General features: G+C 65.1%; 15 protein-coding genes and 1 riboswitch. Of the genes, 5 read left to right on the forward strand and 10 right to left on the reverse strand.

Annotation, left to right across the window (positions count from 1 at the left end; all coding sequences use genetic code 11):
• Positions 1 to 46: 46 nt before the first annotated feature.
• From KJP29_RS17475 to KJP29_RS17485, 3 genes are all read right to left on the reverse strand, one after another.
• Positions 47 to 745, reverse strand: a complete 699-nt coding sequence (locus tag KJP29_RS17475) for a CheB methylesterase domain-containing protein (RefSeq protein WP_218464782.1) — start codon at positions 743 to 745, stop codon at positions 47 to 49.
• 72 nt (positions 746 to 817) lie between these two features.
• A complete protein-coding gene (gene folE2, locus KJP29_RS17480; RefSeq protein WP_218464783.1) occupies positions 818 to 1915 on the reverse strand; it encodes a GTP cyclohydrolase FolE2 in 1098 nt (365 codons plus the stop codon).
• Positions 1916 to 2002: 87 nt separating this feature from the next.
• Positions 2003 to 3181 (reverse strand): PLP-dependent aspartate aminotransferase family protein, encoded by a 1179-nt coding sequence (locus KJP29_RS17485; RefSeq protein WP_218464784.1) that lies wholly within the window; start codon positions 3179 to 3181, stop codon positions 2003 to 2005.
• A gap of 65 nt (positions 3182 to 3246) precedes the next feature.
• Positions 3247 to 3325, reverse strand: a riboswitch (SAM riboswitch).
• Positions 3326 to 3453: 128 nt separating this feature from the next.
• On the opposite strand from KJP29_RS17485, the gene KJP29_RS17490 reads away from it, so the two are divergent.
• Both KJP29_RS17490 and KJP29_RS17495 read left to right on the forward strand, forming a co-directional pair.
• Positions 3454 to 4299: an alpha/beta fold hydrolase gene (locus KJP29_RS17490; RefSeq protein ID WP_218464785.1), complete on the forward strand. Its 846-nt coding sequence runs from the start codon at positions 3454 to 3456 to the stop codon at positions 4297 to 4299.
• Between the two features lie 24 nt (positions 4300 to 4323).
• Positions 4324 to 5025: a glutathione S-transferase N-terminal domain-containing protein gene (locus KJP29_RS17495; RefSeq protein ID WP_218464786.1), complete on the forward strand. Its 702-nt coding sequence runs from the start codon at positions 4324 to 4326 to the stop codon at positions 5023 to 5025.
• An 18-nt stretch (positions 5026 to 5043) separates the two neighbouring features.
• Here the strand turns inward: KJP29_RS17495 and KJP29_RS17500 are convergent, their stop codons facing one another.
• From KJP29_RS17500 to KJP29_RS17510, 3 genes are read right to left on the reverse strand one after another with little or no spacing between them, the layout of a single operon-like run.
• The gene (locus KJP29_RS17500; RefSeq protein ID WP_218464787.1) at positions 5044 to 5700 is read right to left on the reverse strand and encodes an inner membrane-spanning protein YciB; all 657 of its coding nucleotides are present in this window, start codon (positions 5698 to 5700) and stop codon (positions 5044 to 5046) included.
• Positions 5701 to 5759: 59 nt separating this feature from the next.
• Positions 5760 to 6662: a DMT family transporter gene (locus tag KJP29_RS17505; protein WP_218464788.1), complete on the reverse strand. Its 903-nt coding sequence runs from the start codon at positions 6660 to 6662 to the stop codon at positions 5760 to 5762.
• A gap of 30 nt (positions 6663 to 6692) precedes the next feature.
• Positions 6693 to 7232 carry a hypothetical protein gene (locus KJP29_RS17510; protein WP_218464789.1) on the reverse strand — a complete coding sequence of 180 codons (540 nt, stop codon included), beginning with the start codon at positions 7230 to 7232 and terminating at the stop codon, positions 6693 to 6695.
• A 158-nt stretch (positions 7233 to 7390) separates the two neighbouring features.
• On the opposite strand from KJP29_RS17510, the gene KJP29_RS17515 reads away from it, so the two are divergent.
• Positions 7391 to 7837, forward strand: a complete 447-nt coding sequence (locus tag KJP29_RS17515) for a hypothetical protein (protein ID WP_218464790.1) — start codon at positions 7391 to 7393, stop codon at positions 7835 to 7837.
• Between the two features lie 11 nt (positions 7838 to 7848).
• Here the strand turns inward: KJP29_RS17515 and ftsY are convergent, their stop codons facing one another.
• Both ftsY and KJP29_RS17525 read right to left on the reverse strand, forming a co-directional pair.
• Entirely contained in the window at positions 7849 to 9222 is a 1374-nt protein-coding gene (gene ftsY / locus KJP29_RS17520) for a signal recognition particle-docking protein FtsY (protein WP_218464791.1), read from the reverse strand.
• A 66-nt stretch (positions 9223 to 9288) separates the two neighbouring features.
• On the reverse strand, positions 9289 to 9918 hold the full coding sequence (locus KJP29_RS17525; RefSeq protein WP_218464792.1) for a lysoplasmalogenase: 630 nt from the start codon (positions 9916 to 9918) through the stop codon (positions 9289 to 9291).
• A gap of 184 nt (positions 9919 to 10102) precedes the next feature.
• On the opposite strand from KJP29_RS17525, the gene KJP29_RS17530 reads away from it, so the two are divergent.
• Together KJP29_RS17530 and KJP29_RS17535 are read left to right on the forward strand one after the other, a co-directional pair.
• The gene (locus tag KJP29_RS17530; RefSeq protein ID WP_218464793.1) at positions 10103 to 11164 is read left to right on the forward strand and encodes an alkane 1-monooxygenase; all 1062 of its coding nucleotides are present in this window, start codon (positions 10103 to 10105) and stop codon (positions 11162 to 11164) included.
• Entirely contained in the window at positions 11161 to 11571 is a 411-nt protein-coding gene (locus tag KJP29_RS17535; protein WP_218464794.1) for a hypothetical protein, read from the forward strand. The genes KJP29_RS17530 and KJP29_RS17535 overlap by 4 nt, the downstream gene beginning before the upstream one ends.
• Positions 11572 to 11583: 12 nt before the next feature.
• Here KJP29_RS17535 and xseA read toward each other — a convergent pair whose 3' ends face one another.
• The gene (xseA, locus tag KJP29_RS17540; RefSeq protein WP_218464795.1) at positions 11584 to 13149 is read right to left on the reverse strand and encodes an exodeoxyribonuclease VII large subunit; all 1566 of its coding nucleotides are present in this window, start codon (positions 13147 to 13149) and stop codon (positions 11584 to 11586) included.
• A gap of 72 nt (positions 13150 to 13221) precedes the next feature.
• Positions 13222 to 13779, reverse strand: a complete 558-nt coding sequence (locus KJP29_RS17545; protein WP_218464796.1) for a type 1 glutamine amidotransferase domain-containing protein — start codon at positions 13777 to 13779, stop codon at positions 13222 to 13224.
• Between the last annotated feature and the right edge of the window lie 20 nt (positions 13780 to 13799).

Consider the following 13799-nt stretch of genomic DNA (forward strand, 5'->3'; position numbering starts at 1 on the left):
ATCATTGCGCGAGGATGTTTCGTCTTGGCCTTTGCCGCGTCCCGGATCAGGGGATCGGCTGTCTCGCTCCCGCCCTCGCCCAGTCGACAATCTCCGAAGCGATCCGACCCAGCGGCAAGACTGTCGTCGCGGCGCCCAGTTCCACCGCGACACGGGGCATGCCGTAGACCACGCAGGTCTGCGCGTTTTGCGCGAGCGTCCGGGCGCCGGCCTGTCGCATCTCCAAAAGCCCCCGCGCGCCGTCGTCGCCCATGCCCGTCAGAAGCACGCCGATCGCGCTGGCACCGACGGTCTGCGCGACGGACCGAAACAGGACATCGACCGAGGGGCGGTGGCGCGACACGCGCGGTCCATCCAGAAGGTCGATCCGGTAGCCGCCGACGTCCCGCACGAGGACCATGTGTCTGTCCCCCCGGGCGATGGCGGCCTGTCCAGGCAGAATGACCCTGCCCTGCTCGGCCTCGAAGACCTCGATCGCCGATCCAAGGTTCAGGCGCGAGGCAAAACCCTGGATGAAGCCTTCGGGCATATGCTGGACCACCGCGATGGGCGGAAGGCGCGGCGGAAGGTCATTGAAGATGGCCGCGAGCGCCTCGGTCCCGCCGGTCGAGGCCCCGATGGCGATGACACGGGGCTGGTGGCGTGGCGGCGGGCCATGCGCCTTCGGCAGGACGACACCGGCATCATGTTTCACGATCGGGTCGTCGTGCGTAGCACCCGGCAAGAAAGGGTCGCAATCGTCCATGCCTGTCCTTCACAAGCGACTTGTGACGGCAGAATAGCACCAATCCCTTAATCGGGGCTTAACCCGGTCGTGTCAGCCCGCGTGAATGAGGGTCGAGAAGAGACGCGGATCAAGCGAGGTGGCCCTGAACGTGGGACCCTCGGTCAGGATCGAGACGGCGTCGTGGCTGTGCAGGCTCTCCTGATGACTGGCCACCACGCGGAAATCACCGATCCGGTCATCGGCCTTCAACCGCTCTGTGAAGAGCCGGGCGGCATCCTCCACAAAGATCGGGTTGGCCGCGTTCAGTTCCGCGAAAGCCTGTTCATCCTCGCGTTTCACCATGACCTGCGTTTCGGTCGGCACCGCCGCGCGGCACAGCTCGATCAGGTCCTCGAACCAGAGGCAACACTGATCCGGTGCGACTTCGGCCGAGATACGAGCGACGGACCGTTGCGAATGCGGCGTTGCAAGCTGTCCCCGGAACTGACGCGCATGTTCGGAAAGCTCCAGCGAACAGGGGCAGGTCGAGGAATAGACATAGTCCAGATGAATGAACTTGCGCCGGACACCGCCCTCTTCGACGAGCTCCAGCGCAATGTTGTAATACTGATAGCCCTGCAACCCGGAGCGCAGGCTTTCGACCTTCATAGGGAAGGAAAATGACATTTCGATCCGCGCGTCGAGGCTCTCTAGATCGGTCTTGTAGTCATCGAGCGCTGCTTCGATAACCTCGAAACTGAAGGTCTTCTCGGCATGGGCATAAAACGACCGCATGATGCGGCTCATGTTGATGCCCTTCTTCTCGGCCTCGAGGCTCACCGTTCCGGTCACGGAGGTTTCAAGCGTCAGGTCGCCGTTGTCGCGCGTGTGGTAGCGAATCGGCAGGCGGAAATTCGAGATGCCGACATGCTGAATGATCGCCTTCTCGCCCTGGATCAGGCTCGCTGGACCGTTCTGGAGATCGGGGAGCGAAGCCTTGTAGTCGGCGTCGACCTCGAAATGCGGATCATAGGTCCGCTTGAGGTCCGGGTAGTTCCCCAAGGGCGCATCCGGCAAGAGCCGCGCAATCGCAGGATCGAGCGCGGCGACTTCCGCCGGATCGGCACGCATCGCCCAATCACGCAACACGTCGAGCGCGCGCTTGGCATCGTCGCGATCCAATGCGGTGACTTTGGTCACATGGTTCATGGGCGTCCCTCCCCTGATGTCGGCCCACATATGGGGTCGAAGCGTCACATTTACCAGAATACGCGCGATTCGCCCTATTGGATCAGGTCACACCCTATCCAACGCCTGCATGAGATCCCCGATCAGGTCCGACGGATCCTCGAGCCCGACCGACAGCCGCACCAGTCCGTCCGAGATGCCGAGCAGATCTTTCTGATCCTGCGGCAGTCGCTGATGCGTGGTTGTCGCGGGATGCGTCGCGATGGATTTCGCGTCGGCGAAGTTGTTCGAGATGATGAAGATCTCGAGAGCGTTCAGGAAGGTAAAGCACGCCTCCTTGCCGCCTTTCACCTCGAAGGCGAGCACGGTCCCGGCTGAGGGCGCCTGTGCAATGGCGAGGTCATATTGCGGATGGCTGGGATGCGTCGGGTAGTTCACGAAGCTCAGCTTTTCGTGACCCGACAGGGCCTCGACGACCTTGAGCGCGCTGTCCGACTGGGCGCGCACCCGCAGGTCGATGGTCTCCAGCGCCTTCAGGTGGGTCCAGGCCGCGAAGGGGTTAATCGCGCCGCCCGTGTGTTTCATGTAGGCTTCGATCGGCCCACGGATGAGTTCGCGCGACCCGCAGATCGCACCGCCCAGCATCCGCCCCTGCCCGTCCACGTGCTTCGTCGTCGAATAGACGACGAGGTCCGCGCCCATCTTGGCCGCATAGGAATAGACCGGCGTGACCATCGCATTGTCGGCCACGACCAGCGCCCCGACCGCATGGGCCAGGCTCACCACATGGGCCATGTCCACCACCTCGAGCGTCGGGTTCGAGATCGACTCGAAGAACACGAGCCGCGTGTCGGGCCGGATCGCCGCTTCCCAGGCCGCGTTGTCGGTGCCGTCGACCAAAGTGATCTCGACCCCGAAACGCGCGAGCACCTCTTCGAGGATGTAAAGGCACGAGCCGAAGAGCGCGCGGGAGGACACCACGTGATCCCCTGCCTTGGTCAGGGCCATGAGCGCGCCATTCACGGCAGCCATGCCCGAGGTGCAGGCGAAAGCGTCCTCGGTGCCTTCGAGCATGGCAAGACGGTCCTCGAACATGCGGTTCGTCGGGTTGCCGTAGCGGGCATAGATGAACTCGTCCTCCCCCGCCTTCACGAAGCGCGCCTCGGCCGCTTCCGCGTTCGGATAGACGAAGGCCTGCGTCATGAACATCGCCTCGGACAGTTCGCCATACTGGCTGCGCCGGATGCCGCCGTGCACCATCTGGGTCCGCTTCGAGAAATTCGCCATGTCGCTCTCCGGTCTTCCTGGCCCCGACGGGGCAAACAAAAACGCCCACCGATCCAGTCGGGGGCGTCTGTCCGTCCCAGACCTCTTTAGCGGTTTGTTTAAAGTGGCCCGCAATCCGGTGAACAAAGCGCCACGCCAGAGGCGATACGCCGCGGGGCCCCGCCCGTCAAGGTGGCTTGGCGGCAACTGTTACTGCCGCGTCACGCGGGTTTCATGTGGGAGTCACTTCGGGCGGGCATGTCTTCAGCAACGGGATCTTGCGAGGGCCGGCCATGACGCACCTCATCGTGAATGCCCTGTCGGACGGGCTCGACGTCGACAAAAGTGCGCTGTCGGAGGCCCTCGCCACTTTGCCCCGAAGCGCACCGGTCGTCATCCTGATCCACGGGTTCAAATACGCGCCGGGCGTCACGGGCCATTGCCCGCACGATTCGATCCTGTCGCCTCAGGCGAGCCGCCGTGGCTGGAAGCTCGTCTCCTGGCCCCGGCACCTTGGCCTTGGGCAGGACGCCCTTGTCCTGTCTTTTGGCTGGGAGGCAATCGGGTCGATCTGGGCCGCCTATCGCCGCGCAGGCGCGGCGGGGGAACGCCTTGCCGGTTTCGTCGCGGATCTTGGCCGGCCCGTTCACATGCTGGGCCATTCGCTCGGCGGCCGGGTCGCCTTGTCCGCGCTCGCCCATGCGCGGGAAGGCAGCATCGGGCGGATCGTCCTCATGACCGGGGCCGAGTTTCGCGGCCCGGCACGGGCGGCGACGGCCTCGCCCGCGGGACGTCGGGCCGAGGTGCTCAACGTCACCAGCCGGGAGAACGCGGTCTTCGACATGATGCTGTCGGCGTCGATGGGGATGCGCGGTCGCACCGTCGGTGCCGGCATGACCCAGCCCGGCTGGACGGACCTGCGGATCGACCGTTTCGCGACCCGGGACCGGCTCGCACGCCTCGGCCACCCGATTGCGGCCCCTTCGGCACGCGTCTGCCACTGGTCGACCTACCTGCGTCCCGGGCTCCTCCCGCTCTACGGCGCGGTGATCCGGGGCGATCTGCCCCTGTCCTGGCTTGCCGAACCTGCCGACGCGCCCCTGCCCCCCTTGCCCCTCGCTGCCAGTCTGTCATCCTGACGCGACCCGCGACAGGAGGACAACATGCCCGCGCCGATCGAGCTTCATTACTGGCCCACGCCCAATGGCTGGAAGATCACCATTGCCCTGGAAGAAATGGGCCTGCCCTATGACGTGAAATTCGTGAACATCGGCAAGGGCGAACAATTCGAGCCCGCGTTCCTCAAGATTGCGCCCAACAACCGGATGCCAGCCATCGTGGACCCGGACGGGCCCGACGGCGCGCCGATCTCGATCTTCGAAAGCGGCGCGATCCTGCAATACCTTGCGCGCAAGACCGGCAAGTTCTGCGGCCCGACCGAGCGCGACCGGATCGCCGTGGACCAGTGGCTCATGTGGCAGATGGGCGGGCTCGGTCCCATGGCCGGACAGGCGCACCACTTCCTGACCTATGCGCCCGCGATGGACCCGCCGCAGGACCTTCCCTATGCCAAGGACCGCTACCGGGCCGAGACCGGGCGGCTTTACGGCGTCATGGACCGGCGGTTGGCCGAGGCGGAGTATCTCGCCGGCGACTTCTATTCCATTGCCGACATGGCTTGTTACGGGTGGGCGTCACTGTGGGAACGGCAGGAACAGACGCTGGACGACAAACCGAACCTCGCCCGCTGGCTCGACACCCTCGCCGCTCGCGACGCGGTCCAGCGTGGCATGGCTGTCGGCGCGGAGAAACGCTCGAAGCTTCAGGACGACAAGGACGCGCAGAAGGTGCTCTTCAAACAATGAAGGGCGCCATGGCCGGCATCAGCTTTTCGCTTCGTCGGCCTGATTGAGGCTGTATTTCGAGAACAGCCCCGACTGCGTCATGAAGAACAGGAAGAGGAGCGCGGGAAGGCCGAAGGTCTTGAAGTTGACCCATGCGTCCGTGGACATGGTGCGCCAGATCGCTTCGTTCGCAAGAGCGAGGGCCGCGAAGAAGAAGGCGACGCGGCGGGTCAGGATCATCCAGCCCTCGTCTGTCATGGGCATCGTGTGTTCCATGACCACGCGCAGATAGCTTTGCCCGCGCAGCAGCCCGAATCCCAACACCACGAAGAAGAAGACATAAAGGATCGTCGGCTTCATCTTGATGAAGCGTTCGTCGTTGAGCCAGATCGAAATGCCGCCCATCACGGCGACGAGGACAACTGTCATGATCTGGATGGCCGAGAGCTTGCCCGTCACGCGCCAGAGGAAGAAGGTGCAGATCGCCTGAAGCGGGATAAAGCCCGCCGTCACGGCGAGGAAGCCCTCGTATTCCCGTCCGCCGACCGTGAAGCTCATGTTGCGCACGAACATGTAACCCACGAAAAAGGCGATGATCGGCCCGTATTCCAGCGAGGCACGAAGCCAGGGATTGACTTTGGGTTCGGTCGAACCGGGCTTGGACGTGTCGGGCATCTGGGAGGTCTCGGTCGTCATATCTGGGCTACGCATGGAAAGCTGGCTTGGATCACGGGACTGAGCCCATTTGCCCCTACTTAACCTCCCGCTTCGACGATTACAGCCCCCAGTGCGATCAATGCCATCATGATGACGCGACGAGGACCCACTTTCTCTCCCAGCACGAGCCAGCCGATGAGAGCGGCGAAAACCGTCGATGTCTCGCGCAGGACCGCCGCTTCACCCACGTCGTCAAGTCGTGTGGCAAGCATGATCGCGCCGAAACTGAAGTAAGCCGTGACCCCGCCGACGAAGCCACGAAGCGCAAGCGGGCCGAGGTCGGGCTTGTCGTCCATCCTTGCGTATCGGACCACCGCGACCACCGGGAAGGTAAGACCGTCGATCATGAAGAACCAGGCGAGGAAGGTGAAGGGATCTGCGGTTGCACGAATCCCGTAGGCGTCGATGGTGGTATAGGCGGCCACGAAAAGCCCGGTAACGACGGCCATGACGAGCGCCGGCTTCAACCGGTCGCGACCGATCTGCCAGTGCTTGAGATTGTAGAGCGCAAGACCATAGATCGCCCCCACCAGGAGCGCGACGCCCGACCATTGCACCCAGTTGAAATGCTCGCCGAACAGGAGCCCCGCGCCGATGACCGCGAAGAGCGGGCCGGTGCCGCGCACGACCGGGTAGACGACCGTGTAGCTGCCCAGAGTGTAGGTGAACCCCTGACACAGCTTGTAGACCACATGGATCGCCCAGATGAGCGCGAAGAGGGGGATGAGCGCCGGGTCGGGCCATGGCTCCACGAAGAGCGCGACGGGCGCTGCCATGATGCCATAGGCAAAGTCGATCGCACCGCGCGACAGCCAGGGATCGTGCCGACCCTTCTGCAAGGCCCCGAAGAAGGCATGAAGCAGCGCCGCGAGAAGGGCGAGCCCGAGCGCCAGATGACCTCCGGCCTCGGTCCCTTCAAGTGAGATGATCCAATCGCCCAAAGCTGCACCTCTTCCCGGAACGGGGGGTGCTTACAGCGAAACGCTCCGGGGTGCACGGGGCATCGTGTCGCCACCTGATCGGCGGAACCGGGCCCAGCGGGACTGCATGTCGGCGTCGAGCGGTATGTGCAGCGCCCCGATCGGTTCGGGACGCATCGCCTTGTCTTCCGCGCGGTTCACACGCCGCCGCTTGATGAAGGGCGCGATGTCGACCTCGCGCCGCCAGGCATCTTCGATCACGGGCGTGTCGATCAATTCGTGGGTGGCGTCCGCAAGCATCCGCATGGTCAGGCGCCGCATGAATTCATCGGTCCGGTAGACGCCGGTCAGACCCGCTTCGACCACTCGCGTCACGGATCCCGCACGCACGAGCGCCGCCGCCCCGACCACCTCCCAGTTGGCGAAGAGCACGGCACGCGCCAGAATGTCCGCCATCGACGAATAGCCCGGCTGGCCTTCCGCCGGATAGGGGTCCGCTATGGCGATACGCCGCGATTCAAGCACGAAGGACATCGCGGTGCGCGTTCCCTTGAGCATGATCATCGGTTCTGGCTGACGGCGTCTGCCCATGATAGTCGCCTTGCACATTGATGCCCCAGCGCATTCGATAGAGCGTGATTGGGGAATTTTTGGGACCCCCGAGCGCCATGAAAGTGAGCGTCTTGAGGCAGGTAAACACGGAATGAAAGTCGAGAATGCACGTCGTCCGAGGTCTAGAAACCGTTCCCATGGCCTATGTGCGGCTGACCGATCCGTTCACGGGGTCCGATCTCGTATCGGCGATGCAGACGCTCCGGGACGGCTGCGTGTCCGGGCTCTCGCTGGACGTGCCCCTGTTCATCGACGCCTCGCGGATCACGACGGGACCGATGAACTCGGCCGAGATCAACCGGATGGTGCTTCAACGCCCCGCCATGGAAGATGTGCCCGCCAATCGGCCTGTCGCTGTTGTGGTGCCCGACGTGAGGTTCATGGTCATGCTGCGGCTCTACGGCGTCATGGCGCATATGTCGGGACTGCGTGAAGAACGCCGTCAGTTCACGACCTTGCGCACGGCAGAGGCGGCGGGATGGATGGCGGACCAACTGGGCCTGGACGCCAAGTCCGCGGGCCAGTTCCGGATCGAGATTGCGGATGCCGTCAGTGCCGACGTGCTGGTGCGGCGGCGCGGCTGACCCGAGCCCCGTCAGGCTCCGGTCAGGGCCTTGGCGAAATCCTGAGGATCAAAGGGCGCGAGATCGTCGATCTGTTCGCCGACCCCGATGGCGTGGATCGGCAGGCCGAACTTGTCGGCCAGCGCCACCAGAACGCCGCCCTTGGCCGTCCCGTCGAGCTTCGTCATCACGAGGCCCGATACATCCGCGAGCTTCTGGAAGGTGCTGACCTGACTAAGCGCGTTCTGGCCCGTCGTCGCGTCGAGCACGAGCAGCGTGTTGTGCGGCGCATCGGGGTCCTTCTTCTTGATCACCCTGACAATCTTTGCCAGTTCCTGCATCAGGTCCTCGCGGTTCTGGAGCCGCCCGGCGGTGTCGATCATGAGAAGATCGGCACCTTCCTCCTGTGCCTTGGTCATCGCATCGAAAGCGAGGCTCGCGGGATCGGACCCTTCGGGCGCGGTGAGCACCGGCACGCCCGCGCGCTGTCCCCAGACCTGAAGCTGTTCGACCGCCGCGGCCCGGAAGGTATCGCCTGCGGCGATCACCACCGACTTGCCGGCAGCGCGAAACTGCGAAGCGAGTTTACCGATGGTTGTCGTCTTGCCCGCCCCGTTCACGCCCACGACCAGCACGACCTGCGGCCGTTTCGGATAGATCGGCAGAGGCTTGGCCACGGGCTCCATGATCCGGGCGATTTCCATCGCGAGGATCGACTTGATCTCCTCGACCGAGAGCTTTTTGCCAAGGCGTCCTTCGGCGATATTGGCCGACACGCGCAGGGCCGTGTCGACACCCATATCCGACGCGATCATCAGCTCTTCGAGGCTTTCCAGCATGTCGTCGTCGAGCACGCGGCGCACCACGGTCTTGGGCGCGGCCGCCCCTCGCCCGAACATGCGCCCGAGAAGGCCGGGCCGGTCGGTTTCCGCCTTTGCCTTTGTGGTTTCGCGCGGGGCTTCAGCCACGGCGGCCACGCCGGCCGACAACTCGCTCGGCGGCGGCGTCCAGGCCGGGTCACGGGGTTGCGGCGCCTCGGTCGGGGCGTCGGGTGGCGTGATGTCGGGTGCCTGCGGCACCTCGGTCGGTGAATTGCCGGGCAGGGTCGGGCCAGGCCCAGGCGTCACGTCGGGCGCGGGGATCGGGTCCGGTTCCGGCGTAGGCTTGGGTGTCTCCGGCTCCGGCGTTTCCGGCAGATCGGGCTCCGGCACCGGCTCGGGTTCCGGCGTCGGCTGCGGATCGGCGGGCTGAGGCGTCTTGGGAGGATCGGGCTGAGGGACATCGGGCTCGGGGTCGGCCGCGAGCACTTCCTCCTGGCCGCCGTCCTCGACGATCGCCTCCAATCCCTGCTCCAGCTTCGACGAAGACTTGGTCAGGCGATCCTTCAGTTTCGAGAAAAACGACATGTGACCTCCGGTGTTGATCCTGACCTAATCTCGAATGCCCTTGATGGAAAGACCCGCGGGCCCTTTTCAGGCAGTCGACAGGATCAGCGCCTGTCCCGCCACATAGGCGATCCAGATCGCCCAGACCATGCGCCCGGAGAGCGGATTGTCCTCGTCCATCCGGAAGAGCTGAAAGGCGAGGAGCGTGTCGGACAGGATGAAGAAGGCCGCACCCAGAAAAGGCACCCCCATGGGCATGGTGAGAGCGGCAAGCCCCATGCCCGTGATCAGGACCACATAGACCCGCACCGCCCACTTCAGATGCCGGGTATAGGGGATGAGCCAGATTTCGGCGAGTGCCGCATAGGCTACGAGAAAGATCGCCATCGGCGCGTTGGCGACGAAGGCCTCCCAGACGGGCGAATCGGAAAGTCCAAGGAAATGAAGGATGTAGAGCAGATGCGCCAGCGCGAAAGCCGCCAGCCCGAAAAGGAACGGCTGCTCGCCCTCACGCGAGAGCGCCATGTCGCCCAACGCCGACAGGAAGAGCCCCGCGACTAGGAACGGACCCCCGCCGAAATGCCAGGCGGCATAGGCGAAGAGCAGAAGCGGCAGCGTCTTGACGACCGATCGCAACCAGTCGGCCCGTTCCTCGGACATGGGCAGGTAGACCATTGCCATCAGGATGCCGGTCCAGGCCAGTAAGTTCGCGGTCATCTGCGTGTCGTCCCTTGGTCCCGTCCCGATGGCCGCCACGCGGGCGCGGCCAGACGCCGTGCGGCAGAAACCGGACGTCGTGCGGCAGAAAAGAGCGCGGAGTGCCGTTGGTCAAGCGGTCTTTCCGTCACCCGTTGCAGCGGAGGGGCAGCCTGATAGGATGGAGACACGCCAAGAGACGCCCATGACCCGAGCCATTTTCACCAGCCCGATACCCGTGGTCGCGAGCTATGCGGCGGCCACGCTCGTGCCGGTCATCCTGATCGGCGCGGGAGCCACCTATGGCGGCGTCTGGGCATGGATCGGCTTTCTCTACATGACCCTCTTCACCTTCGCGATGGATCAACTGATCGCCCTGCCCGACGCTGACGAGGCCACGCCACGCGACCTCGCCGAGGCCGACGCTCTGTCCGCCGCGCTCGCGCTCGTGCATTTCGCGCTTCTCTTCGCCGTGGTGGGCGCGCTTGCTTCGGGCCGGCTCGGGCCGGGGACGTGGTTCGCGCTTTTCGCGGGGGCCGGGCTCTTTTTCGGGCAGGTCTCCAATTCCAACGCGCACGAACTGATCCACCGGACCCGCCGCCCGCTGTTCCAGCTTGGGAAATGGGTTTATATCTCGCTCCTTTTCGGTCATCACACCTCGGCCCACACCAAGGTGCACCACCGCTTCGCCGCCTCGGCCCAGGACCCGAATTCGGCGCGCCGAAACGAGGGCTTCTATGCCTTCGCGAAACGGGCCTGGTGGGGCAGTTTCGTCAGGGGATACGAAGCCGAACAGTCGGACCTGGCCCGCCGGAGCGGCGCGGGCGGGACAAACCCCTATGTCCTCTATTGCGCGGGGGCGCTCGGGTTCTGTTTCGCGATGCTAGGTCTTTTCGGCTGGGCCGGGCTCGGAGCCTACATCCTCATTGCCTGGTATGCGCAGACCCAGCTTCTGCTGTCGGATTATGTCCAGCACTACGGGCTCCGCCGGGCCACGCGGGATGACGGCAAGCTCGAACCCATCGGTGCTGGACACAGCTGGAATGCGAGCCCATGGTTCTCGCGCCACCTGATGCTCAATGCGCCGCGCCATTCCGACCACCACGCGCATCCGTCGCGGGTCTATCCGGCACTGCGCAACCTGCCCGATGCGCCCGTATTGCCGTCTTCGCTGCCCGTCATGGCCATGCTTGCGCTCTTTCCCAAGCTGTGGCGCCGGGTGATGAACCCGCGGCTTGAAACCTGGACCGCAAGGAGCCTCCCATGATCCGCCTGCGCCATCTCGCCCTTCTCGCCGTCGTCTTGCCCAACACGCTTCTGGCCGTCGACGGCAAGCCCCTCACCCCGGAAGAGTTCGAAGCCTATGTCACGGGCAAGACGCTTCTCTACGGCACGGAAGGGGCGGAATACGGCGGTGAGGATTACCTGCCCGGTCGCAAGGTGCGCTGGTCCTATCTCGACGGCGACTGCAAGTCGGGCTTCTGGTATGCGCAGGACCAACAGGTCTGTTTCATCTACGAGGACCGCCCCGACGACCCGCAGTGCTGGTCCTTCTACCTCGATGGCGGCAAGCTGACCGCCCTCTTCGAGAACGACCCCAACGGGACCGAACTTTACGAAACAGGGATCAGCAACGAGCCGCTCTTTTGCGAAGGGCCGGAGGTCGGGGTCTGACGGCAGTCCGGATCAGAACAAGGATCCCTGCTCGGGCGGCGTGTCCTTCTTCTTCGGTTTCGCCCCCCCGCCGGCGCTGCCACCGACGACGGCGGACACGCGGCCATCCGCAAACTCGATCTCGAGGATGCCCGCGGACGTGGCGGCGCCTGCGGTCGTGATGACCTCGCCCTCGCTGCGCACCACGGCGTAGCCGCGTTTCAGCGTCTCGGTATAGCCCAGCGTCTGCCGAATGCGCTCGAGCGCGGCGAGGCGGCTCTTCCAGCCCTCGACCTGCGCGCGCCCTGCCCGGTCGAGCCGCGCGGCGAGGGCGTTGAACTCGCGCTCGCTGCGCTGTCTCGCTGCCTCGATGCGGGCCGGGTCGAGCCTTGGCGTAAGGCGGTCCAGATCACGCTTGCCGGTGTCCACAGGCCGCGCGAGCGCCCGGCCCAACTGCCGTCCGCGCTCGTCCAGCCGGTCGCGCGCCCTGTCGATCCGGGCGGTCAGGACACCGGGCCGCAGGCCGCCTGCGGCCTTGCCCAGTCGCACCTCTTCCGCACGCACGCGCGCGATCAGGGCGGCCGGCAAGCGGTCCCCGGCCCGGTCGAGCCTTTGGCGCGGCACCTCGAGAAGGACGTCGGCGCGTGGCAATGCACGTGACAGGTCAGCGAGCCGCTGACCACGCCGTGTGATGCCCTGCGACAAGGCAGCGGTCAGCCGCGCCTCCTGTTCGGCGAGCCACGCCAGGAGGTCCCGCCGCACCGGCACCGCCATTTCCGCCGCCGCGGTCGGCGTGGGCGCCCGGCGGTCGGAGGCGAAGTCGATCAGCGTCGTATCGGTCTCGTGACCGACGGCAGAGATCAGGGGAATAGCACTTTCTGCCGCCGCACGGACGACAAGCTCTTCGTTGAAGCCCCAGAGATCCTCGATCGACCCGCCGCCGCGTGCGACGATCAGAAGGTCGGGGCGCGGCAAGGCGCCCCCGGGCGTGAGCGCGTTGAACCCCCGGATCGCGCGCGCCACTTCGGGTGCACAGTTCTGTCCCTGAACCCCGACCGGCCATATCAGCACCTTGCGCGGGAACCGGTCGCGCAGCCGGTGCAGGATGTCGCGGATCACGGCGCCCGAGGGGGATGTCACCACCCCGATCACATCCGGCAGGAAAGGAATCGGCTTTTTGCGCGCCTCCGAGAACAGCCCCTCCGCCGCCAGCGCCGCCTTGCGTTTCTCGAGCATCGCCATCAGGGCACCGGCTCCCGCCGGGGCGATGTCCTCGATCACGATCTGGTATTTCGACTGCCCCGGAAATGTCGTGAGCCGCCCGGTGGCGATGACTTCCATGCCTTCTTCCGGCATGGTGGCCAGCCGCGACGCGACACCCTTCCAGATCACGCCCGAAATGACCGCGCGGTCGTCCTTGAGATCGAGATAGACATGGCCAGAGCGCGGCAGCGACACGCGCCCGACCTCGCCGCGCACGCGCACGTGGCCGAACTCGCCCTCGATCGTGCGTTTCACCGCACCGGAAAGCTCGGAGACCGTAAATTCAGGGGCATTGCCGCGCGAAGAAGGCGCGCCGTCGTCGTCGATCAGATCCATGGCGCGACCCTAGCGGGCGGACCTTGAAAGGAAAAGGCGGCACGTGATGCGCCGCCCTCCATTGTCGCCGGGTCAGGCTGCCTTGCGCTCGTGGCGGCCTTCCTTGATTTCTTCGATGATCTTCGCGCAGAAGGCGTCGAGGTCGCCGGGGTTACGGCTCGTCACAAGGCCCTTGTCGGTAACGACTTCGCTGTCTTCCCACTTGCCGCCCGCGTTGATCACGTCGGTCTTCACGGAAGGATAGCTGGTCATCTTGCGGCCCTTGGCGATCCCGGTTTCGACCAGCAGCCAGGGCGCGTGACAGATCGCGGCCACGACCTTGCCCGCATCGTAGATCGACTTCACGAAGGCCAGCGCGTCATCGTTCACGCGCAAGACATCGGGGTTGATCTGGCCGCCCGGCAGGACGAGAGCGTCGTAGTCGGCGGGGTCTGCCTGATCGAGCTTCACGTCGACCGGCACGGCACGGCCCCAGTCCTTTTCATCCCAGCCCTTGATCTCGCCCGCCTCGGGCGAGACGACGTGGACGGTCGCGCCCGCGGCTTTGAGCTTCTCGAGCGGCACTTCAAGCTCGCTCTGCTCGAAGCCATGCGTGGCGAGGATGGCGATGGTTTTCTGAAGGTCGGACATGAGTTCCTCCTGTCTTTGAT

The sequence above is a fragment of the Maritimibacter sp. DP1N21-5 genome (assembly GCF_019218295.1).
Classification (GTDB): Bacteria; Pseudomonadota; Alphaproteobacteria; order Rhodobacterales; family Rhodobacteraceae; genus Maritimibacter.

Excerpts from the sequence above, each read along its gene's own strand:
- KJP29_RS17500 (WP_218464787.1), bottom strand. The coding sequence starts at position 5,700 with ATGACGACCGAGACCTCCCAGATGCCCGACACGTCCAAGCCCGGTTCG.
- KJP29_RS17495 (WP_218464786.1), top strand. The coding sequence starts at position 4,324 with ATGCCCGCGCCGATCGAGCTTCATTACTGGCCCACGCCCAATGGCTGG.
- KJP29_RS17525 (WP_218464792.1), bottom strand. The coding sequence starts at position 9,918 with ATGACCGCGAACTTACTGGCCTGGACCGGCATCCTGATGGCAATGGTC.
- KJP29_RS17535 (WP_218464794.1), top strand. The coding sequence starts at position 11,161 with ATGATCCGCCTGCGCCATCTCGCCCTTCTCGCCGTCGTCTTGCCCAAC.
- xseA (WP_218464795.1), bottom strand. The coding sequence starts at position 13,149 with ATGGATCTGATCGACGACGACGGCGCGCCTTCTTCGCGCGGCAATGCC.
- KJP29_RS17490 (WP_218464785.1), top strand. The coding sequence starts at position 3,454 with ATGACGCACCTCATCGTGAATGCCCTGTCGGACGGGCTCGACGTCGAC.
- KJP29_RS17475 (WP_218464782.1), bottom strand. The coding sequence starts at position 745 with ATGGACGATTGCGACCCTTTCTTGCCGGGTGCTACGCACGACGACCCG.
- KJP29_RS17530 (WP_218464793.1), top strand. The coding sequence starts at position 10,103 with ATGACCCGAGCCATTTTCACCAGCCCGATACCCGTGGTCGCGAGCTAT.
- KJP29_RS17545 (WP_218464796.1), bottom strand. The coding sequence starts at position 13,779 with ATGTCCGACCTTCAGAAAACCATCGCCATCCTCGCCACGCATGGCTTC.
- KJP29_RS17515 (WP_218464790.1), top strand. The coding sequence starts at position 7,391 with ATGGCCTATGTGCGGCTGACCGATCCGTTCACGGGGTCCGATCTCGTA.
- folE2 (WP_218464783.1), bottom strand. The coding sequence starts at position 1,915 with ATGAACCATGTGACCAAAGTCACCGCATTGGATCGCGACGATGCCAAG.
- KJP29_RS17510 (WP_218464789.1), bottom strand. The coding sequence starts at position 7,232 with ATGGGCAGACGCCGTCAGCCAGAACCGATGATCATGCTCAAGGGAACG.
- ftsY (WP_218464791.1), bottom strand. The coding sequence starts at position 9,222 with ATGTCGTTTTTCTCGAAACTGAAGGATCGCCTGACCAAGTCTTCGTCG.
- KJP29_RS17485 (WP_218464784.1), bottom strand. The coding sequence starts at position 3,181 with ATGGCGAATTTCTCGAAGCGGACCCAGATGGTGCACGGCGGCATCCGG.